At 67.9% G+C, this 19,913-nt stretch carries 20 protein-coding genes; 9 read left to right on the plus strand and 11 right to left on the minus strand.

What is annotated here, in order from left to right:
* Positions 1-8: 8 nt before the first annotated feature.
* Both RHCRD62_RS24155 and RHCRD62_RS24160 read left to right on the plus strand, forming a co-directional pair.
* Positions 9-1,259, plus strand: coding sequence for a CaiB/BaiF CoA transferase family protein (locus tag RHCRD62_RS24155; RefSeq protein WP_050067316.1), 1,251 nt, complete (start codon positions 9-11; stop codon positions 1,257-1,259).
* Complete coding sequence (locus tag RHCRD62_RS24160) at positions 1,256-2,173, plus strand: hydroxymethylglutaryl-CoA lyase (protein ID WP_050067317.1); 918 nt, start codon at positions 1,256-1,258, stop codon at positions 2,171-2,173. The genes RHCRD62_RS24155 and RHCRD62_RS24160 overlap by 4 nt, the downstream gene beginning before the upstream one ends.
* A gap of 16 nt (positions 2,174-2,189) precedes the next feature.
* On the opposite strand, the gene RHCRD62_RS24165 is transcribed toward RHCRD62_RS24160, so the two are convergent.
* The 7 genes from RHCRD62_RS24165 to rfbA form a co-directional block, all read right to left on the minus strand.
* Complete coding sequence (locus RHCRD62_RS24165; RefSeq protein WP_050067318.1) at positions 2,190-3,308, minus strand: NADH:flavin oxidoreductase; 1,119 nt, start codon at positions 3,306-3,308, stop codon at positions 2,190-2,192.
* Positions 3,305-3,820 carry a nuclear transport factor 2 family protein gene (locus RHCRD62_RS24170; protein ID WP_050067319.1) on the minus strand — a complete coding sequence of 172 codons (516 nt, stop codon included), beginning with the start codon at positions 3,818-3,820 and terminating at the stop codon, positions 3,305-3,307. Before RHCRD62_RS24170 ends, RHCRD62_RS24165 begins: the two co-directional genes overlap by 4 nt.
* 97 nt (positions 3,821-3,917) lie before the next feature.
* Positions 3,918-4,607, minus strand: coding sequence for an IclR family transcriptional regulator (locus tag RHCRD62_RS24175; RefSeq protein ID WP_084734478.1), 690 nt, complete (start codon positions 4,605-4,607; stop codon positions 3,918-3,920).
* A 112-nt stretch (positions 4,608-4,719) separates the two neighbouring features.
* A complete protein-coding gene (locus RHCRD62_RS24180; RefSeq protein WP_050067321.1) occupies positions 4,720-6,081 on the minus strand; it encodes an MFS transporter in 1,362 nt (453 codons plus the stop codon).
* Between the two features lie 333 nt (positions 6,082-6,414).
* Complete coding sequence (locus RHCRD62_RS24185) at positions 6,415-6,813, minus strand: DUF7144 family membrane protein (protein ID WP_050067444.1); 399 nt, start codon at positions 6,811-6,813, stop codon at positions 6,415-6,417.
* A 130-nt stretch (positions 6,814-6,943) separates the two neighbouring features.
* Positions 6,944-7,525 carry a dTDP-4-dehydrorhamnose 3,5-epimerase family protein gene (locus RHCRD62_RS24190; RefSeq protein WP_050067322.1) on the minus strand — a complete coding sequence of 194 codons (582 nt, stop codon included), beginning with the start codon at positions 7,523-7,525 and terminating at the stop codon, positions 6,944-6,946.
* A gap of 1 nt (position 7,526) precedes the next feature.
* Positions 7,527-8,402 carry a glucose-1-phosphate thymidylyltransferase RfbA gene (gene rfbA, locus RHCRD62_RS24195; protein ID WP_050067323.1) on the minus strand — a complete coding sequence of 292 codons (876 nt, stop codon included), beginning with the start codon at positions 8,400-8,402 and terminating at the stop codon, positions 7,527-7,529.
* Positions 8,403-8,505: 103 nt separating this feature from the next.
* Between rfbA and RHCRD62_RS24200 the strand changes: the two genes are divergently transcribed.
* Complete coding sequence (locus RHCRD62_RS24200; protein ID WP_050067324.1) at positions 8,506-9,186, plus strand: DedA family protein; 681 nt, start codon at positions 8,506-8,508, stop codon at positions 9,184-9,186.
* On the opposite strand, the gene RHCRD62_RS24205 is transcribed toward RHCRD62_RS24200, so the two are convergent.
* The gene (locus tag RHCRD62_RS24205) at positions 9,167-10,120 is read right to left on the minus strand and encodes an NAD(P)-dependent alcohol dehydrogenase (protein WP_050067325.1); all 954 of its coding nucleotides are present in this window, start codon (positions 10,118-10,120) and stop codon (positions 9,167-9,169) included. The two genes, RHCRD62_RS24200 and RHCRD62_RS24205, sit on opposite strands and share 20 nt — an antisense overlap.
* Positions 10,121-10,204: 84 nt before the next feature.
* Here RHCRD62_RS24205 and RHCRD62_RS24210 point away from each other — a divergent pair, with 84 nt between their 5' ends.
* The 6 genes from RHCRD62_RS24210 (at position 10,205) to RHCRD62_RS24235 (ending at position 17,240) form a co-directional block, all read left to right on the plus strand.
* The gene (locus RHCRD62_RS24210; protein ID WP_050067445.1) at positions 10,205-10,852 is read left to right on the plus strand and encodes a TetR/AcrR family transcriptional regulator C-terminal domain-containing protein; all 648 of its coding nucleotides are present in this window, start codon (positions 10,205-10,207) and stop codon (positions 10,850-10,852) included.
* Positions 10,853-10,881: 29 nt separating this feature from the next.
* The gene (gene rfbB, locus RHCRD62_RS24215) at positions 10,882-11,883 is read left to right on the plus strand and encodes a dTDP-glucose 4,6-dehydratase (protein ID WP_050067446.1); all 1,002 of its coding nucleotides are present in this window, start codon (positions 10,882-10,884) and stop codon (positions 11,881-11,883) included.
* 162 nt (positions 11,884-12,045) lie between these two features.
* Positions 12,046-12,903, plus strand: a complete 858-nt coding sequence (locus RHCRD62_RS24220; RefSeq protein WP_050067326.1) for a pentapeptide repeat-containing protein — start codon at positions 12,046-12,048, stop codon at positions 12,901-12,903.
* A gap of 109 nt (positions 12,904-13,012) precedes the next feature.
* The gene (locus tag RHCRD62_RS24225) at positions 13,013-13,657 is read left to right on the plus strand and encodes a pentapeptide repeat-containing protein (RefSeq protein ID WP_050067327.1); all 645 of its coding nucleotides are present in this window, start codon (positions 13,013-13,015) and stop codon (positions 13,655-13,657) included.
* Positions 13,658-13,774: 117 nt separating this feature from the next.
* A complete protein-coding gene (locus RHCRD62_RS24230) occupies positions 13,775-15,679 on the plus strand; it encodes a glycosyltransferase (RefSeq protein WP_050067328.1) in 1,905 nt (634 codons plus the stop codon).
* Positions 15,680-15,683: 4 nt separating this feature from the next.
* Positions 15,684-17,240 (plus strand): glycosyltransferase family 39 protein, encoded by a 1,557-nt coding sequence (locus tag RHCRD62_RS24235; protein ID WP_253277470.1) that lies wholly within the window; start codon positions 15,684-15,686, stop codon positions 17,238-17,240.
* 8 nt (positions 17,241-17,248) lie between these two features.
* Here the strand turns inward: RHCRD62_RS24235 and RHCRD62_RS24240 are convergent, their stop codons facing one another.
* Genes RHCRD62_RS24240 through RHCRD62_RS24250 form a run of 3 tightly spaced genes read right to left on the minus strand, consistent with a single transcriptional unit; the run spans position 17,249 to position 19,864 of the window.
* Positions 17,249-18,097, minus strand: coding sequence for a galactan export ABC transporter permease subunit Wzm/RfbD (locus RHCRD62_RS24240; protein ID WP_050067329.1), 849 nt, complete (start codon positions 18,095-18,097; stop codon positions 17,249-17,251).
* 58 nt (positions 18,098-18,155) lie between these two features.
* Entirely contained in the window at positions 18,156-19,040 is an 885-nt protein-coding gene (locus tag RHCRD62_RS24245) for a galactofuranosyltransferase GlfT1 (RefSeq protein ID WP_050067330.1), read from the minus strand.
* Positions 19,037-19,864, minus strand: a complete 828-nt coding sequence (locus tag RHCRD62_RS24250) for a galactan export ABC transporter ATP-binding subunit Wzt/RfbE (RefSeq protein ID WP_050067331.1) — start codon at positions 19,862-19,864, stop codon at positions 19,037-19,039. Before RHCRD62_RS24250 ends, RHCRD62_RS24245 begins: the two co-directional genes overlap by 4 nt.
* Positions 19,865-19,913 lie beyond the last annotated feature (49 nt).

Genomic DNA, 19,913 nt, shown 5'->3' on the forward strand with positions numbered 1-19,913 from the left:
CCCACCACATGACGAACGCCCCCACGCCCACCGAGGCGGCCTCCCGCGGCGCTCTCGACGGCATCCGCGTACTCGAACTCGGCACCCTGATCGCCGGACCGTACTGCGGCCGCCTGCTCGGCGACATGGGAGCGGACGTCGTCAAGATCGAGGCGCCGGACCGCCCCGACCCACTGCGGGACTGGGGTCAGGGCGGGCAGAAGCTCTTCTGGCGCGTGCACGCGCGCAACAAACGCTGTGTCAGCCTTGACCTGCGCACCGATGCGGGCAAGGAGATCTTCCTCGAACTGGCCCGCACTGCCGACGTCGTTGTCGAGAGCTTCCGCCCCGGCACCCTGGAACGGTGGGGCATCGGATACGACGTCCTGTGCGAGCTGAACCCGCGCCTGATCCTGGCCCGCGTCTCCGGCTACGGCCAGACCGGGCCGTATTCCGAGCGGCCGGGCTACGCGTCCGTCGCCGAGGGCATCAGCGGACTGCGTCACCTCAACGGATTCCCCGGCCAGGCGCCGCCGCGCATCGCGCTCTCGCTGGGCGACAGCCTCGGCGGTATGTTCGCGTTCCAGGGTGTCCTCGCCGCGCTGTACGCCCGCGAACGCACCGGACGCGGACAGGTTGTCGACGCCGCGCTGAGCGAGGCGTCGCTCGCGATCCAGGAGTCGACGGTGCCGGACTACCACAAGACCGGGCACGTGCGGCAGCCGTCGGGCACCCGCCTCGAACGCATCGCGCCGTCGAACATCTACAAGTCCAGGGACGGACTGTGGGTGATCATCGCCGCCAACCAGGACACCCTGTGGATGCGCCTTGCCGCCGCGATGGGACAACCCGAACTCGGCACCGATCCGCGGTTCTCCAACCACACTGCGCGTGGCGACCGCCAGGACGAACTCGACGAGATGATCGGGCAGTGGGCTGCGCAGTACACCGCCGAGGACCTGGTCGAGATCCTCACGAAGTTCGAGGTGGTGACCGGTCCGGTGAACACGGTCGCCGAGGTGATGGTCGACCCGCAGTTCACCGCCCGCGACATGTTCGTCGACCACGTGGACCCCTCCAAGGCGCCCGGCGACGAGGGCTACGACCCCGAACCCGTCAAGGGCGTCGGTGTGATCCCGAAGCTCAGCGACACCGCGGGCGGTGTCCGCTTCGGCGGCGCGAGCGAACCGGGCACCCACACCGACGAGGTGCTCACCGAACTCCTCGGCTACGACGCGGACGCCCTCGCGCGCCTGCGTGACGCAGGGACGATCGCATGAGCGCCGCCCCTGGAGTGGACATCCGCGAGGTCGGCCCGCGCGACGGCCTGCAGATCGAGGAGCCGCTGAGCACCGAAGCGAAACTCGAGTTCGTCGACGCCCTCGTCGCCACCGGTGTGCGCCGCATCGAGGTGACGTCGTTCGTCTCGCCGCGTGCCGTGCCCGCCCTCGCCGACGCCGAAGCCGTTGCAGCCCAGCTGAAACGGTGGCCCGACGTCGAGTTCTCGGCACTCGTCGCCGGGATGGGCGGGGTGCGCCGGGCGCTCGCCTCCGGCGTCACGCGCCTCGAATACGTGGTGTCGGCGTCCGACGGTCACTCCCAGGCCAATGTCGGTCGCAGCAGCGAGGATTCCCTCGCGCTGATCGCCCCGATCGCCGACCTCGTCCACGAGGCGGGCGGGCATCTCGAGGTGATCGTCGCGATCGCCTTCGACTGCCCGTTCGACGGACCGACACCGCCCGAGAGGGTCGCCGAGATCGCTCGGCGCGCAGTCGGATCCGGCGCCGACGCCCTCGCCGTCGCCGACACCATCGGCACCGCGACCCCGGTCCGCGTCACCGACGTGCTCGGTCGCGTGATGGCGGCGGCACCCGGCGTCGACGTGGGCCTGCACCTGCACGACACCCGCGGGCAGGGTCTCGCGAACGCGTGGGCCGCCTACATGCTCGGTGTCCGCCAGTTCGATTCGTCCGTCGGGGGACTCGGCGGTTGCCCCTTCGCTCCCGGTGCCAGCGGAAACATCGCCACCGAGGAGCTGGTCTACATGTTCGAGGACGGCGGCATCCCCACCGGCATCGACGTCGCCAGGGTCCTCGACGCCGCCCGCCTGGTCTCCGGACACCTCGGCAAGACCCTGCCCAGCGGACTGCTCGCGGCAGGCGGACCCCCGGTCCCCGTGCCGCGCCCCTCCTGACCCTGACCCGACGGGGTCAGTGCAGTCGGGTCTCGTGGAGGTCGCGCCGGAAAGCGGGAAGGGGTCGCCCGGCTCGAATGCACTGCGCGAGTGCCGGATCGGCCAGGTGGAGGCGACCAACGGCGACGAGGTCGAACTCCTCCTCGTCCAGTCTTCGGAAGAGCCCGTCGAGACTCACCGGCTCGGGTGTCCCGGTCTCACGCAGGGAGGTGCTCAGGCCTACGCTGCCCACGGCCATGCTCGCGGCGCCGGTGACCTTCTTGGCCCACCCCGCCAGCGTGAGAGCGCTGCCGTCGAAGGCGGGCTGATCGAACCGGCGAGCACTCGCGTCGAACACGTCCACCCCGGCGTCGCGAAGTGGGACCAGGATTCGCTCCAGTTCCCGGGGGCTCTCCGCGATCCGGGCACCATAGTCCTGCTGCTTGTGCTGCGAGAAACGGTAGAAGATCGGCAGCCGCGGCCCGATCTCGCGCCGAATCGCGCGGACTACCTCGACCGGGAAGGCGAGCCGGCGCGTCGGGTCGCCGCCCCAGCCGTCGGTGCGGTGGTTCGTCGGTTCCCACAGGAACGAGTCCAGCAGGTAACCGTGTCCGGCGTGGATGGCGATACCGTCGAATCCGACGTCGACCGCGTTGCGCGCGGATCGCACGTAGGCCTCGATCACGTCGGCGATGTCGCGTTCGGTCATCGGGGCGGTGGGCGCCGCCGCCCGTTCGATGTAGTCGGTCGGATACACGGTCCGTCCGACGCGTCCCCACACTCCCGACGGCCGCATGGGTTTCAGGTTCGGATCGACATCACCCATGGCGCCCCAGAGTGGGCCGACATGCCACAACTGCGGGATGATTCGTCCGCCCGCGGCGTGCACTCCTGTGACGACGCGGCGCCAGGCTGCGAGGGCGGCGTCGCCGGTCATCCGCGGAACGGCGGGGCTGTCGACCGCCGTCGGGTGATCGATCGCAACCCCCTCCGTGATCAGCAGGCCGGTGCCACCCTCGGCGCGTCGGCGGTAGTACGCGGCAACGTCGTCGCCGGGGACGCCGCCGGGCGAGTGCTCACGCGTCATGGGTGACATGACCAGCCGGTTGGGGAGATCGAGCGAACCGATCGACAGCGGGGCGAAGAGCGGATTCACAGCGGCTCGAGAAAGTCGAAGAAGCCCGGGGTGGCGTCTTCGCGCAGCCGCGTCAACCGTCGGTAGGAGATGAGCCACCGGTCGTTCTCGAGCCGGTACTCCTCGTGGTAGTGACCGTAACCGTGGAGGTGCTCCTCCCTGTCGCCGTTGGTCCACCACAGCTTGTCCTCCATCGCCCAGATTCCGCTGGCCGTCGTGTCGGAGGTCAGTTCGATCTCGGGTGTGTGGCCGTGGTGGACGGTGGTCACCGTCGTCGGGCCGCCCAGCATGGCACTGATGGCCCGAGTCAGGTTCTCCCTCCCGACAACACGATTCGAGGTGCCGTCCGACTGCGGCTGCTTGTCACTAGGCAACCCGCCCCACGTCTCGGACACCACGTCCTCGGTGTGCAGGGTCGGGTAGACCTCCCACTGCTTCTCGTCCATGCAGCGGAGGCGGGCCGCGAACGTGCGTTTGATCTGCTCGATCGCCATGAGTTGTTCGGCGACGGTCGATGTGAGGGTCGAGGTCATGCTGCGGACAGTGGCAGTGTCGGAGTTCCCGGACAACTCGTGCTTCCGGGGAACGGAAGAATCGCAGCTCGGGTCGCTGTCGAGAGCGACGCCCAGGTCAGCGAGGGCTGGGCGGTGCGACCGTCGAGAGGTACTGGCCGATTGCGGCCGCCGCCATACGGACCGGCGCGGCGTCGCGTCGATCGAACCGGATGTCGCCGGACGGCGCTGTCACCGAGATCCCCACCTCGGCGCCCGCGAGGAGCCCGACACGCGCACCGATGCAGGAGAAGCCCGTCGGGCACGAACCGAAGGCGACGCCGCGATCACCAATCCGATGAGCGACGCCTGCTGCCGACAGGATGGCTTTCCCGATGGTCGACGATCGAGCAGGAACTCGTGACCCGGCCCGGGTCATGATCCCGTGTTCGCTTGTCCCGCCCACCTTGTGCAGATAGAGGACGTCTCGTCCGTCGAGGACGCCCATGTGCACGATGTGACCGGTGGAATGGTGCAACTCGGAGAGAAGGGAGGTCACGGAGGCGTCGAGGCCGGCGCGGTAGAGGGCGAGGGCGCCGATCTCCGCAAGGGACGGACCCAATTCGTATCCGCCGTCCACGCGACGAAGCCATCCCAGCCGGACGAGACGTTCGATCATCCTCAACGTACTCGTGCGCGGAATACCGGTCAGGCGAGACACTTCGGTGAGGGTCAACCGGGTGTGGTCCCGGAACACACCCACGACGAGGGCCACCCGGTCGACAACCGCCGAGGGAACCGACTCGTCCGATCCGTGCGCAATCGACATCGTCACTCTCCAAGTGTGGGTACTGAGTGGGATCGCGGTGTGCCCGTCGACCGACGGGCACACCGCAACCCCCGTTGTTCTCGAGCTCGGTTCTCGAGCGCGAATCACCTTCTCATCGTGACTCGTTCGGGCTCTCGTGCAGATCCTTGCCGCGGGTCTCGGATGCCGCCCACACCGCGAGAATCGTGATTCCCGAGGTGATGACGATGACCAGGCTCAGCGGCACACTCGAACCGTCCGCCGCCGCCACGAGAGCACTCGCGATCAGCGGAGTGAATCCGGCACCGATGAGGCTGGCCGATTGATACCCGAGCGAGACGCCGGAGTAGCGCACGGTCGTCCCGAACATCTCCGACAACATCGGTGCCAGCGGCGCGTACATCAGGTTCTGGATCACCTGGGCTACGAGGAGGCCGACGGTCAACAGCAGGGCGGACTTCGAGTTGATCAGCATGTACAGCGGGAAGGCGTACAGCAGTGCGAGAACGGCACCGGTGAGACTGACGGTTCGGCGGCCGATCCGGTCGGACAGTGCTGCGAAGCCGGGAATGCAGACGAGGGAGACGATCGACATCATGACCAGGGCGCGCATGACCGTGGGCACCTCGTAGCCGATGGACTTGGCGTAGGCGATGATCTGCGCGGTCGTCAGGGCGGTGAGTGCGAACGGCCCGATTCCCGCGGCGCAGGCGAGGATGAGCGGGAGGGGACGGCGAAGCACCTCGAGCACCGGCAGTTTCGCGCGACTCTCGTCGTTCGCGGCGTCGGCGGCCTGCTGGAACACCGGGCTCTCGACCACACTGAGACGGACGTACAGGCCGATCACCAGCAGCAGGGCGCTCGCAAGGAACGGCAGACGCCAGCCCCAGGAATCGAAGGCCTCACTCGGCAGGAGGCTGACGAGCATCACTGCCAGCGTCGACGTCAGGAAGCCGATCGGCGATCCGAGCTGCATGATGCCGGTCCAGGCCCCACGCCGGCGGGCATCGGAGTGCTCGGCCACCATCAGTGCCGCACCGCCCCATTCACCGCCCACCGCGATGCCTTGCACGACCCGCAGGGCGACCAGCAGTACGGGAGCGAGGACGCCGATCTGCTCGTACGTCGGCAACAGGCCGATCGCGAGGCTCGCCACACCCATCATCCCCATGGTGATCACGAGCATCGACTTACGACCAAGCGTGTCACCGAAATGCCCGAAGACGACGCCGCCGATCGGGCGGGCCAGATATCCGGCGGCCAGTGTGCCGAACGCGGCGATGGTGGACACCGCGGAGTTCGAGGTCGGGAAGAACAGGTCCCCGAACACGAGTGCTGCCATTGTCGAGTACAGCAGGAAGTCGTAGTACTCGATCGTCGTGCCCAGAAGGCTCGACAGAGCGACCTTGCGCAACTGCGACGGAGGTTCCGCGGGGCTGCCCGTGGGGGAGGTGCGAAGGTCTCGGTCGACAGTCCCTGGACCGTGTGAACTCATGGAGCACTCCTGGAATGCGCGTGGGAATGGTCGTGACGCTCGTCACAGGTTGAGATTTCCAACACGCGTATCCGGGAGCAATTCATGTGCCCGCTGAGCGGAAGGACGCGACGTCAGGGGTGCTCGGCGTCCGCTCGTTTCGCAGACGGGAGGGAGGCCTGCGCCGTCCGGGAATCACTCAACGGCTGTGTGGCGGAGTCGTTCTCGGCCCGACCATCGTCGATCGGGACCCGGACCCGCCGAGTCCCACTGACCGGGAGCGGGTGACCGGCCCTGCCGACGCTACGTCACGGCCCGCCCGACGAATCCGGGTGGGCCGCAACGGGCACTGCGTCAGTCGTTGGCAGGCTTCCAGGTGGACACCGCCCAGATCACCACGACATCGAGAGCGATGATCAGGAGCGACCACCACGGGTAGTACGGAATCCAGAGGAAGTTCGCGATCATCGAGATCGACGCGACGACGATGGCCAGCAGTCGTGCCCACGACGCACCCGTGAACAGGGCGAAGCCGACTACCGCGACGATTGCGCCGATGACGATGTGAATCCAGCCCCAGCTGGTCAGATCGAATTGGTAGACGTACTCGATGCCCACCACGAACACCTGGTCTTCGGCGACAGCGGCGATTCCCTGGAGGAATTGCAGGATGCCGACGGTCACCATGATGATTGCGGCGCCTATCGATGTTCCTTGTGCCCAGCCTTGCTTTGTCGATGTTGGTTCGGACATGACCGTCCCTCCCATAAAGGTGATCGATCCTGTACGCGGGCGGTCGCCCGACCCGACCATTGTCGGACACGACACACCAAACCGCCTGTTGTCGGCGTTGTTTGGTATCCGTGTCGCGTCGTCGGTGCCGTCAGAACCGCGGCAGCACTCCCGCCCGGATCAGCTCTGCCAGGGACGGTGCCGCAGTGTCCTTCGGGGACAGTTGGAACTCGAGTGGCGCCCCGTCACGGCCGACGGTGGGCCAGTCGATCGCGACGTCGGGGTCGAAGGGGTGCAGGTCCCGGTCCAGGCTCGGCGTGTACTCGATGGAGCACAGGTACATGACCGTCGAGTTGTCCTCGAGAGAGAGGATCGCGTGTCCGAGGCCCTCGGACAGGTAGACGGCGCGGCGGTCGACGTCGTCGATGAGCACCGAGTCCCACTGCCCGAAAGTCGGTGAGTCCACCCGCAAGTCGACGATCACGTCGAGGAACGCGCCACGCACGCAGGTGACGTACTTGGCCTGCCCGGGTGGATTGTCGGTGAAGTGGACGCCGCGCAGCACACCCGCGGCCGACACCGAGCAGTTCGCCTGCTTCAAGTCCAGCGGCGTGCCCACCGCAGCCTGGAAGGCGGAGTCCTTGAACCACTCGAGGAACACGCCGCGGTCATCGCCGAACCGGCGCGGGGTGATCTCCCACGCCCCTGCGATCGTCAGTTCGCGGAACTCCACGTCACCAGTCCTTTCCCCGGTCGAGCAGTCCGAGCAGGTAGTCGCCGTAGCCTGATTTCACCAGGCTCTCGGCGCGCATGCGCAACGCGTCGTCGTCGATGAAGCCGCGGCGCCACGCCACCTCCTCGGGCACACCGATCTTGAGGCCCTGTCGCTGCTCGATGGTGCGCACGTAGTTGGACGCGTCGAGCAGGGAGTCGAAGGTGCCGGTGTCGAGCCACGCAGTGCCGCGGGGGAGCACCTCGACCTGCAGGCGTCCGGCGTCCAGGTAGGCGAGGTTGACGTCGGTGATCTCGTATTCGCCGCGCGCAGACGGCCGCAGGTCGCGGGCGATGCCGACGACGTCGTTGTCGTAGAAGTACAGGCCCGGCACGGCGAACTGCGACTTCGGTGTCGCCGGCTTCTCCTCCAGCGACACCGCGCGACCGTTGTGATCGAACTCGATGACGCCGTAGGCGGACGGGTCGGACACCTGGTACGCGAACACCGCTCCGCCGGTGATGGATTCGAAGCGGCTGAGTTTGCTGCCGATCCCGGGGCCGTAGAAGATGTTGTCGCCCAACACGAGCGCGACGGTGTCGTTGCCGATGTGGTCGGCGCCGATGACGAACGCCTGGGCCAGGCCGTCGGGCCTGTCCTGTGTCGCGTAGGTGATGGAGACGCCGAACTGGGAGCCGTCGCCGAGCAGGCGGGTGAACTGTCCGGCGTCCTCGGGGGTGGTGACGACGAGGATGTCGCGGATGCCGGCGAGGATCAGGGTGGACAGCGGGTAGTAGATCATCGGTTTGTCGTAGACGGGGACCAGCTGTTTGCTCACTCCGATCGTGATCGGGTGCAGCCGCGACCCCGTGCCGCCGGCCAGAATGATTCCGCGCATGGGGAGCAGTGTTCCACGGTGTGGCCGCCGGCTCGGTGCCGTCGCGACATACTCACTGTCCTGATTGTCCGTTTGGCCGGGAAGGGTCGGTACGATCGATGCGGTGACTTCCGCACTCGCAGCCGCCACGACCTCCGATGGACTCTTCGGTGCCGTCGCCGACTGGGCAGTGGACCTGATGGATGCCATCGGGGGGCCGGGCGCAGGCATCGCCATCGGCATCGAGAACCTCTTCCCGCCCATCCCCAGCGAGGTGATCCTGCCGCTCGCGGGGTTCGCCGCCGCCCGCGGCTCGATGACCCTGGTCGAGGCGATCGCGTGGACGACGGCTGGCTCGCTGGTGGGGGCGCTCGTCCTCTACTGGATCAGTCTCGCCGTGGGAATGGACCGCCTCACGCGCATCGTCGACCGGCTGCCACTGATCTCCGTCGACGACCTGCGGAAGGGGGAGGAGTGGTTCACCCGGCACGGAACCAAGGCCGTGTTCTTCGGCCGGATGGTGCCGCTGGTGCGCAGCGCGATCTCCGTCCCCGCGGGAGTCTCGCGGATGCCGCTCGGCACGTTCGTGCTGTACACCGTGCTCGGCAGCGGGATCTGGAACTCGATCTTCATCCTCGCCGGGTACTTCCTCGGGGAGAACTGGTCGCAGGTCGAGCGGTACTCCTCGGTTCTGCAGTACGTCGTGATCGTCGTCGCCGTCGTCCTGGTCGGTCTGTACGTCCGGCGCACACTGGCGGCCCGGCGTGCGGCCGCCACATCCGCGCTCACGACCCGGGAGCGATGACGAGGTTCCCCACCTTGTGCCCGGAATCTATCCGGGCGTAGGCGTCGGCGATGTCGCCCAGGCCGCCGAGTTCGTCCACGACCGGGGTCAACTTCCCCGCCGCAACCAGGTCGAGCAGATACCGGAAGTCGTCGGGCACCTCACCGGAGGTGCCGGTGTGGACGCCGCGCCGCGGCGTCGCCGTGGTCCACAGGTCGGCCGCGACGAGCAGGAGTCGCCCGTCGGCGGCGAGGACTCGTCTGCCGCGGGCGGGGGAGACGGTGCCGACGGTGTCGAGCACCACGTCGTAGCGGTCGGTGGTGTCGAACGGATCGGTCGTCGTGTAGTCCACGACCCGGTCGGCGCCGAGTCGGGTCGCCAGCGCGACGTTGGGGGTGCTCGTGACGGCGGTGACGCGGCCGCCGAGGAGGGTCGCGAGTTGGACGGCGCACGTTCCGACGGCTCCCGATGCGCCGTTGACGAGAACGGATGCGCCGGGACGCAACCGGGCCCGGTCCCGGAGGAAGTACAGCGCGGTCGTGCCGCCGAACAGGACCGCTGCGGCGTCCGTGTGGCTCACGTCCGCAGGTGTGGGGACGATGCGTCGGGCGGCGACCACGACGCGCTCGGCGTGCGCGCCCATCCGCATGCCGGTCATCCCGCTCACCCGATCGCCGACGTCGAAGGCGTCGACCTTCGGGCCGATCTGCTCGACGACGCCGGAGAAGGTGGTGCCCAGGATCGTGCGTCGTGGTCGGGTGACGCCGAACGCCAGACGTGCGAACGGGGCGAAGCCGTGGGGGAAGCGCGCACCCCGGATTCGAGCGTCGGCAACGGTGACCGCCGCCCTGTCGACGCGGACGAGTACCTCTCCCGCGCCGGGTTCGGGGGTGGGTACGTCGGCCACTCGCACGACGTCGGGTGGACCGTATCGATCGACTACTGCGGCCTTCATCGGGTTTCTCCCTTACGCCTGTAAGTCTTGGTGTGAAGACTAGGCTTACAGGTGTAAGTCTCGCAAGGGGTGTGGAAGGACGACATGACGCAACGGCCAGGACTCAGCCGAGACGCGATCGTCGCCGCCGCCGCTCGCGTCGCGGATCGAGGGGGACTGACCGCCGTCAGCATGCGCGGAGTCGGTAAGGAACTCGGCGTAGAGGCGATGTCGCTCTACCACCACGTCGCGGGCAAGACCGAACTGCTGGACGGCCTCGCGGACTGGGTGTTCGCCCAGATCCGGTTGCCGGATCCCGCCGAGCGGTGGCGCCCCGCGATGACGCAGCGCGCGGCGTCCGCGCGGTCCGTGCTCGCCGCCCACCCCTGGGCACTTCCGCTGATCGAGTCACGACGACGTCCCGGTCCGGCGCTGCTGCGGCACCACGACTCCGTCCTCGGCTCCCTCCGCCGAGGGGGGTTCTCCGTGGACCTCGCCGCGCAGGCGTTCTCCGTCATCGACGCCTACGTGTACGGGTTCGTGCTGACCGAGGTCACACTCCCGTTCGATGCGGGCGAGACCGCCGAGGCATTCGTCGGCGACATCGACCTGCCCGCCGACACCTATCCCTACCTCACCGAGATGATGCGCGAGATGGTGATCGGTGCCGACTACGCCTACGGAAACGAGTTCGATCGTGGACTCGACCTGATCCTCGACCAGCTGGACGACCGCATCCACGGGCATCGGTGACCGGGCGCGGGCCGGTACTGTTCCTGCACATGAGGCTGCTCGTCACCGGCGGTGCCGGGTTCATCGGTGCCAACTTCGTCCACCAGACCGTCACCGAACGGACCGACGTCGAGGTCACCGTCCTCGACGCCCTCACCTACGCCGGCAACCGCAGCTCCCTCGACGGCGTCGCGGACCGAATCACATTCGTCCACGGCAACATCACCGATTCTGACCTGGTCGACAGGCTCGTTGCAGATGCGGACGCCGTCGTGCACTTCGCCGCCGAATCGCACAACGACAACTCGCTCGGCGATCCGTGGCCGTTCGTGCAGACCAATGTCGTCGGTACCTACACGCTGCTCGACGCGGTTCGCAGGCACGACGTCCGGTACCACCACATCTCCACCGACGAGGTGTACGGCGACCTCGAACTCGACGACCCCGCGCGCTTCACCGAGGACACCGCCTACAACCCGTCGAGCCCGTACTCGTCGACGAAGGCATCCAGCGACCTGCTGGTGCGGGCGTGGGTGCGCTCGTTCGGGGTCCGCGCCACTATCTCCAACTGCTCCAACAACTACGGCCCCTACCAGCACGTGGAGAAGTTCATCCCGCGTCAGATCACCAACCTCCTCGACGGTGACCGACCCAAGCTGTACGGGGCGGGACGCAACGTGCGCGACTGGATTCACGTCGACGACCACAATCGCGCCGTGTGGGACGTCCTCGACCGCGGGCGGATCGGCCAGACGTACCTGATCGGTGCCGACGGAGAAGTCGACAACCGGACCGTCGTCGCCACCCTGCTCGAGATATTCGGACGTGACGCAGGCGATTTCGACCACGTCCCCGACCGGCCCGGACACGACCTGCGATACGCCATCGACTCCACGCTGCTGCGCACCGAACTCGGCTGGCAACCGCGCTACCGCGACTTCCACGCCGGGCTGGAGGCGACCGTCGCGTGGTACCGCGACAACGAGGCGTGGTGGCGCCCACGGAAGGCGGAAACCGAGGCGGCCTACGCCCGCGTCGAACGGTCCGGCTAGCCCCGGATCGTCTCAATCCCAGGCAGTGCGGGGTGTGACCCCCTCAGTTACGCTGCACCCGCGGGTGACCTGATCGTCCCTGCGGCACGGTGTTCAACGTCGACACGGTGTTCTGTTGACCGTATCGACCGGCGGCCGCTGGGCCCTGGGAAGGATGTCACCATGGCCGGTTCTCATCGCGCGCCCACCCGCTGGACCACCGCCCGTCGTGGTGCCGCACTCCACACCGTCGCCGTTGCGGCGACGCTCGGCACCGTCGGCTCCGCCGGGGTCTCCCACGCCGCACCGCCGGTCGACACCATCTGCTCGGAATTCGACGGGGACACCCTCCTCGCCCCGTGCGACATCAGCGACGACGGCACCGCGTCCGCGTCCGGCGCCGCCACCGCCTCGGCGGCAGCATCCGATCCCTACCGCGGTTTCGTCGGCATCGGCAGCGCCGGTGACGCACTGAACGACGGCGCACTCGGCTCGACGAACGTCGGCTCCTCGAACATCGGGTCCTCCAACACCGGGTCCTACAACACCGGGTTCGACAACGACGGTTGGGGCAACACGGGTTCCGGCAACTCCGGGTCCGGCAACGCGGGCTTCGGCAACGAGGGCTTCGGCAACACCGGCTCGTCCAACACGGGCGTCGGGAACACCGGCTGGTTCAACGACGGCTGGGCCAACACCGGCTCGGCGAACTCGGGTTCGCTCAACACCGGAACCGGCAATGTCGGCTGGGCCAACACGGGTTCCGCGAACGGCGGATTCGCCAACAGCGGTGACAACAACCTCGGGTGGGCCAACACCGGCTCCGCCAACGGCGGATTCGAGAACACGGGTGGCCTGAACCTCGGTTCCTCGAACAGCGGCTGGTTCAACATCGGTTACGGCAACACCGGCTGGTTCAACGTCGGCTCGTCCGAAACCGGGGTCGGGAACGTCGGTTCCGTCGAACTCGGCTACGGATCGAACGACGGCGGGACGTCCGAGGACCTCCCCGAGATCGCCAAGCAGCAGTTGGCGGAGTAAACCGCTCGGCACGACGGCGATTCGCCGCGCACACCAGCACACGTGACGGTACCGTCACGACCGCAGGGAACCGGATTTCACTGAGAGTTCGCTCGAGAGGGAGCACTCCATGAAGACGTTCACGCGGTCCACCACCGGCCGGACGGCCGCCGTCGGGGCGGTGCTTGCGGCGCTCGCCGTCGCGGGCGCCGGAGCAGCGCAAGCGGACACCGGTTCCGGCGACACCGGGTCACTCAGACCCGCCGCCGCCGTCCACGCCTGCCAGCCCGTCGGGCTCGCGGACATCGCGGTTCTCACGCAGGTCGCGGCTCCGGGGACGGTGCTGCCATGCCGCGAAATAGCGTCGGCACTCGGCATCGGATCGTCCGACCTCACCGCGACGGGATCGTCGGGCGGTTCGGGCCCCGGCGGATCGTCCACCACCGCCAGCGCCGTCGGATCCAACAACGTCGGTGAGAACAACACCGGCTCCTACAACATCGGACCGGACAACACCGGCTCCCACAACATCGGTTCCTCGAACACCGGGTCCGGGAACGTGGGGTCCGCGAACACCGGGTCCGGCAACGTCGGCTCCGCGAACACCGGGTCCGGGAACGTGGGGTCCGCGAACACCGGATCCACCAACCTCGGCTCCGTGAACACGGGCTCGTCCAACACCGGTTCCGCCAACACCGGCTCCCTCGTCGAGGGCTTCGGCCTCACCGGCCTCGGGTCCGTGGCCATCGGATCCCTCGGCATCGGCTGGAACTGACGGATCACCCACATCCCGGCGCGGGCACTGACGAGGGGTCGGCTGCCGGTCGGTTGGTACTGTTCACCGCGAACGGTCAGGTACAAGTGGCCAGCACACACGGTTGGGGCGTACTCGATGGAACAGGCATCTACGGTGGGAGATGCGACGGTGGCACACGATGTCGAGGCTCTCAAGGACGGACTGTCCGAGCCCGCTCCGCGTGACCGGTTGACTGCTCAGCGCGGACTGTTCGCGGCACCGTCGCCGCGTGTCCCGCAGAAAATGTACGTCGAGGTCAAGGGCGGTGCGATCGCCTCTCGAGCGGAACTCGTCCTGCACGAGGGCGCACACGCGAGCACCAACACCTACTTCGGCCGGTTCGCGGCCAGCTTCTGGCAGCGCTGGACCGCGGTCACGTCGGTTCGCCTCGAGCTGACGTACGCGACCAGCGGGTCCGCGGCCTTCTCGCTCCGCGCCTCCGACGCGCGTGGACGCAAGCGTCTCGTCGTCCGAAACGACGTCGCCGGATCGGGCACCCTGACGCTCGAAGGCAGGCTGGACCGGTTCGTCGACGGCGGCGCCCTGTGGCTCGAGGTCGACGCCCTCGAAGGCGACGTCACCGTCACCGAGGTCCAGTGGACCGTCGACGCCCCCGAGCACCTCCGTCCCGCCGCCGTCGTCATCTGCACGTTCAATCGCGCCGATGACTGCGCGGTCACCGTCGGCACTCTCGCAGGCGACGCGGGCGCGATGGCGGACATCGATGCGGTGTGCATCGTCGACCAGGGCACCGACCAGGTCCAGTCCCGGCCTGCGTTCGCAGACATCGCCGACAGCCTCGGCAGCAAACTGATCTACCTGACGCAGCCGAATCTCGGTGGCGCAGGCGGATTTTCCCGCGGCATGCACGAGATCACCTCGGCACCCGGATCCGCGCACGCCAACGTCATCCTCATGGACGACGACATCCTCTGCGAACCCGAGACCGTGCTCCGGATGAACGCGTTCGCGAACATGACGGTCAAGCCCGCGATCGTCGGCGCGCAGATGCTGTCGCTGAGCAACCCGCAGATCCTGCACGTCAGCGCCGAGCGGGAGGTGCTCGACGAGATCACCGCGGGCGCCCTCACCCCCGGCGCGATGATGGGCGTCGACCTGGGCAAGAAGAACCAGGAACGACGGTTCGACGCGGGGTGGAACGGGTGGTGGACGTGCCTGCTCCCCGCCGAGGTCATCGCCGACTGCGGACTGCCGCTTCCGCTGTTCTTCCAGTGGGACGACATCGAGTACGGCATTCGCGCGCGCTTCGCCGGGCACCCGACGATCACCCTGCCCAACGCGGGCGTGTGGCACGCGGACTTCCACCTCAAGGACTACGACGACTGGGCGCGCTACTTCAGCATTCGCAACGGTTTGATCGTGTCCGCGATCTACGGCCGTTTCGACGGCACGACCATCGCCAAGTACCTCTTCCGCAAGATCAGTGAGCTGATCGTGTCGATGCAGTACGGGTTGGCCGCGACGTTCATCAAGGCGGCCGAGGACTTCCTCGCCGGACCCGACTTCCTCGAGGACGGCGGCCAGGCGGTGCTCGGTGAGATCCGGGCACTTCGGGCTCGCTACCCGGAGACCGTCGCGCGTCCGGCCGTCGAGGTCGGCGCCGAAGCCGACCCGCACACCCAGATGGACGTGTGGCAGTTCGAGCCGGACGAGAGCCGCGAGGGCCTGGTGCTCGCGAAGCGGGCCGTGCAGCAGTTCCTCGGCAAGGTCGACGGACGCCCGGTCACCATTCCCGCGCACTATGCCAACTGGTGGCACGTGTCCCTGTTCTCGCAGGCCACCGTCACGGACGCATCGCAGGGTGCGGTCCGGGTGCGCAGGCGTGACAAGCAGACCGCGATCGACCTGACCCGGCAGGCGGCGAAGGTGTGCTGGCGGCTCCGCAAGGAAGCGCCGCAGATGAAGGCCACCTACGCGGATGCGCTGCCGCGGATCACGAGCCGGGAGAACTGGACGCGCCTCTACGGCACCGAGGCCTGACTGGGTGACGCAGACCGCTGAGCCCGCGACCGTGCCGCGTCATCGGCGCAGGTCGCGGGCGTCACGGTCGCTGTTGCCGCTCGCCGCGGGTCTGCTCGCGTCACTGATCGCCCTGGCCGGGGCGTGGATCCCGTCGTTCTGGTGGGACGAGGCGGCGACGATCGGCGCCGCCGATCGCACGATCCCCGAGCTGACGGAACTGCTCGGACGCATCGACGCCGTCCACGGCGCGTACTACGCGCTGATGCACGCCTGGTTCGACGTCGTCGGGATCAGCGAGTTCACCGCGCGCCTGCCCAGCGCGGTCGCGGTCGGGGTTGCGGCCTCTGCCCTCGTCCAGCTGGCGCGGATCCTCGGGGGCACCCGGTTCGCCGTGGTTGCAGGCGCCGTTTTCATGATCTTGCCGAGGGTCACCTGGGCGGGAACCGAGGCCCGGTCTTACGCGATTGTCGCGGCACTCGGCGCCGTCACAGGTCTCGTACTCGTCGTTGCCCTCCGCTCGACGAAGCGCTGGTGGTGGGCGCTCTATGCGGTGCTGATCGCGCTGTCCGCGGTGGTGTTCCTCTATACCGCCGTTCTCGTCGTCGCCCACGCGGTGACCGTTGCCGCGACACCCGCACGGCATCGGCTGCGGTTCGTGGTCGCGGCCCTCGCCGCGGGGCTTCTCGCCACACCGTTCGCGGTCCTCGCGATCTCGCAGTCCAAGCAGATCAGGTGGGTTCCACCGCTGGACGCGACGGTGGTGCAGACCGTCCTCGTCGAGCAGTGGTTCCCCGGTGCGCCGTGGTTCGCGCTCTGCTGCCTGGTGCTCGTCGTCGCGGGCGCGATCGCGCTGATCTGGCGCCGCGACGCCGCCGCGACGGCCGTGCTCGCCCTCGCCCTGCCGTGGATCCTCGTGCCGATCGCCACCTTCCTCGCCTACTCGGCGTTCGCGAGCAACATCTACATCGGCCGATACCTGATCTTCACGACACCGGCGGTCGCGCTCGTCGTGGCACTCGCCGTCACCGCGTTGCGGTCCCGACTCGCGATCACGCTGGCACTGCTGGTGCTGGCAGCGACAGCCCTACCCGCCTACCTCGCGCAGCGGCAGCCGTGGGGAAAGCCGGGGGGCATGGACTACAGCACGATCGCCGACGACATCGCCGAGCGCGCAGCACCCGGTGACTGCGTTGCATTCGCGCCGTCGGTGTCGTGGCAGCCGACGTCACTGCGGTCGGTCGAACAGGCCCGCCCCGGCGCGTTCGACGACCTCACCGACGTGGGATTCGGTGAATCCGCCGTCGACCGCGTCAGCCTCTGGGACTCGGATGCCACCGCCGATCAGGTCGCGAGGCGCGCACTGACCCGCGACTGCGACATCGTGTGGGTGGTCACGGACGGCGAACGGGACACGGCGAGCGAGTACCTGCACCCCGCCAACGTGTGGTGGCACTTCGCACCGTTCCACTTCGTGGACTCCGACCTGTACCGGGCATTGGCGAACGTCGGGTACGTGATCGACGACCGCGTGCCTGCCAACCACAGCCAACTCGTGCGGATGGTGCCCCGGACCGGGTAGGAGCCCTGTCAGACCCAGTAGGAGACGCGTGAGCGGTAGTTACGCATCGCGACCAGCGCGATCGCCCAGCCGACCACGGTCACCGCAAGCACGATCAGCCAGTGGTAGAGCTGCTGATCCTCACCGAGCAGCGGTGCCCGCACGATGTCGAGGAAGTGGTACAGCGGGTTGATCTCGGCGATCTTGGCCCGATCCGCGTTGCCCGTCCCCTCGAGGGTCTTCTCGGTCCAGATGATCGGCGTCATGAAGAACAGCAACTGCACGATGCTGCCGAGCAGCGGTGCGATGTCGCGGTACCGCGTCGAGAGGATGCCGAACAGCAGCGACACCCAGATCGCGTTGATCGCGATCAGGAACAGCGCCGGTATCGCCGCGATCGCCGTCCAGCTGATCGGCTGCGGGAAGATCGCGAAGATGATCACGTAGATGATGATGTTGTGCGCGAACAGGATCATCTGACGCCACACCAGGCGGTAGACGTGCACGCTCAACGGTGTCGGCAGCTGTTTGATCAGGCCCTCGTTGGACATGAACACGTCCGCGCCCTCGAGGATGGATCCGCTGATCAGGTTCCAGATGATGAAGCCGAGGGTGACGTACGGCAGGAACGAGGCGATGTCCATGTTGAACAACGTGCCGTACAGCAGACCCATCGCGACCGCGGAGACGCCGGTGGCGATGGTGATCCAGAACGGGCCGAGCACGGACCGCTTGTACCGCTGCTTGATGTCCTGCCAGCCCAGGTGCAGCCACAGCTCGCGATGACCGAACCCGTCCCGCAGGTCCTGGAACGCTCGCCGGAAGGTCCGGGAATCGGGAGCCGCGGAGGTCAGGGATTCGGTGGGTGCTGCAGACACAGGGGACGACACTACCCGCCCGTTTTCCGTGGTCGCCGTACCGTCTTCGACGGTGACGTCACTGCCGCTCAAAGCGTTCCTCCCGGCCGAGTTTGCGAAGTCGCACCCATTCCCGCAGACCGGCGGGGTCGCGGCGGGTGATCAGGAAGTACCAGCCGAACCGCAGCCACTCCTGGGGGAGCAGCCGTCGCATACCCGGCTGCGAGAGCAGGTAGCCGCGGTTGCGGTAGGTGAAGAACCGTTTGGTGTCGTTGTCCGGGTACTGCGTGTGCATGCGTCCGCCGAGGATCGGCTTGAACTCGTCGGTGCCACACGGATGCAGGTACGCCGTGGTCAGGCAGGTGCCGAAGGGCAGTCCCGAACGGACCAGCCTGCGGTGCACCTCGACCTCGTCGCCGCGCACGAACAGACGCAGATCCGGGACGCCGACGGCGTCCACCGCGGCCGCGGAGAACAGGGCGCCGTTGAACAGCGACGCGATACCCGGCAGGAGGTCGCCCTCACCCAGCTCGGACCGGGTCCGGCGCCATTCCAGGCCGCGACGCAGCGGAAACGCCAGCTTCTCGGGCTCGTCGATGTTGCACACGACCGGGGACACCTCGGCCAACGCGTTGCGCTCGGCGCACGCCAGCAGCGTCGCGAGCACCTCGGGGCCCTCGGGCCGGCCGTCGTCGTCGGCGAGCCACAACCAGTCCGCACCCAGCGCCAACGCGTGCAACATGCCGAGGGCGAATCCGCCCGCACCACCGAGGTTGTGCTTCGACCCGATGTACGTGGTCGGGATGTCCGCGGACTCCACCAGCTCCCGCACCGCGCCCTCGTCCGCGTTGTCCACGACGATCAGGTGGTCGAGGGGGCGGGTCTGGGCGGTGAGGACCTTCAGTGACTCCGCGAGCAGTTCCCGTCGTCGGTGGGTGACGACGACGCCGATGATCCTGCTCACACGGTGCCGTTCGCGGACGCCGCGGACTTCTCGCGCTCGAGCTCCTGGATGACGTGCGCGACGTGGTCGCCTGCCTCGTCGCCCTCGTAGGCGCGCACGACGTCCTCGATGCCGCCGCTCATCCGGATCTGGCCGTGGTCGATCCACATCGCCCGATCGCACAGTTGCGCGAGAAACTCGTTGGAGTGGGAGGCGAAGACGAGGATGCCGGACCGCTCGACCAGAGCCTGCAGCCGGGTGCGGGCCTTCTTCATGAAGTCCGCGTCGACCGCGCCGATGCCCTCGTCGAGCAGCAGGATCTCGGGGTCGATGCTGGTCACGACGCCGAGCGCCACCCGCACCCGCATGCCGGTCGAGTAGGTGCGCAGCGGCATGTTGAGGTACTCGCCGAGCTCGGTGAAGTCGGCGATCTCGTCAACCTTCGCCAGCATCTGCTTGCGGGTCATGCCCATGAACATGCCGCGGATGATGATGTTCTCGTAGCCGGAGATCTCCGGGTCCATGCCGACGCCCAGGTCGAACACGGGCGCGACGCGGCCTCGGACGCGGGCGCTGCCGCGCGTCGGCTCGTAGATCCCCGACAGGAGGCGCAGCAGGGTGGACTTGCCTGCGCCGTTGTGTCCGACGAGGCCGACCCGGTCACCCTGCTTGAGGGACAGGGTTATGTCCTTGAGCGCCTCGACGACCACGACGTCGGAATCGTTCCTGCCGATCGCGCCGCCGGCCTTCCCGAGGAACGCCTTCTTCAACGATCGCGTCTTGGCGTCGAAGATCGGGAAGTCGACGTATGCGTTGGTGGTCTCGATGCTCACGTGGTCAGTCATGTGCGCCTTTCAAGCGACGTCAGCCCACCGGATTGACTGACGGCGGCTG

This window comes from Rhodococcus sp. RD6.2 (genome assembly GCF_001040705.1).
In the GTDB taxonomy this organism is placed as follows: Bacteria; Actinomycetota; Actinomycetes; order Mycobacteriales; family Mycobacteriaceae; genus Rhodococcus_G.

Bases quoted from the DNA above. Each gene is read 5' to 3' on its own strand.
- RHCRD62_RS24155 (WP_050067316.1), top strand. From the start codon at position 9: ATGACGAACGCCCCCACGCCCACCGAGGCGGCCTCCCGCGGCGCTCTC.
- RHCRD62_RS24160 (WP_050067317.1), top strand. From the start codon at position 1,256: ATGAGCGCCGCCCCTGGAGTGGACATCCGCGAGGTCGGCCCGCGCGAC.
- RHCRD62_RS24170 (WP_050067319.1), bottom strand. From the start codon at position 3,820: ATGACCTCGACCCTCACATCGACCGTCGCCGAACAACTCATGGCGATC.
- RHCRD62_RS24175 (WP_084734478.1), bottom strand. From the start codon at position 4,607: ATGTCGATTGCGCACGGATCGGACGAGTCGGTTCCCTCGGCGGTTGTC.
- RHCRD62_RS24180 (WP_050067321.1), bottom strand. From the start codon at position 6,081: ATGAGTTCACACGGTCCAGGGACTGTCGACCGAGACCTTCGCACCTCC.
- RHCRD62_RS24185 (WP_050067444.1), bottom strand. From the start codon at position 6,813: ATGTCCGAACCAACATCGACAAAGCAAGGCTGGGCACAAGGAACATCG.
- rfbA (WP_050067323.1), bottom strand. From the start codon at position 8,402: ATGCGCGGAATCATTCTGGCCGGCGGCACGGGGTCGCGGCTGCACCCG.
- RHCRD62_RS24205 (WP_050067325.1), bottom strand. From the start codon at position 10,120: ATGAAGGCCGCAGTAGTCGATCGATACGGTCCACCCGACGTCGTGCGA.
- RHCRD62_RS24210 (WP_050067445.1), top strand. From the start codon at position 10,205: ATGACGCAACGGCCAGGACTCAGCCGAGACGCGATCGTCGCCGCCGCC.
- rfbB (WP_050067446.1), top strand. From the start codon at position 10,882: ATGAGGCTGCTCGTCACCGGCGGTGCCGGGTTCATCGGTGCCAACTTC.
- RHCRD62_RS24220 (WP_050067326.1), top strand. From the start codon at position 12,046: ATGGCCGGTTCTCATCGCGCGCCCACCCGCTGGACCACCGCCCGTCGT.
- RHCRD62_RS24225 (WP_050067327.1), top strand. From the start codon at position 13,013: ATGAAGACGTTCACGCGGTCCACCACCGGCCGGACGGCCGCCGTCGGG.
- RHCRD62_RS24230 (WP_050067328.1), top strand. From the start codon at position 13,775: ATGGAACAGGCATCTACGGTGGGAGATGCGACGGTGGCACACGATGTC.
- RHCRD62_RS24250 (WP_050067331.1), bottom strand. From the start codon at position 19,864: ATGACTGACCACGTGAGCATCGAGACCACCAACGCATACGTCGACTTC.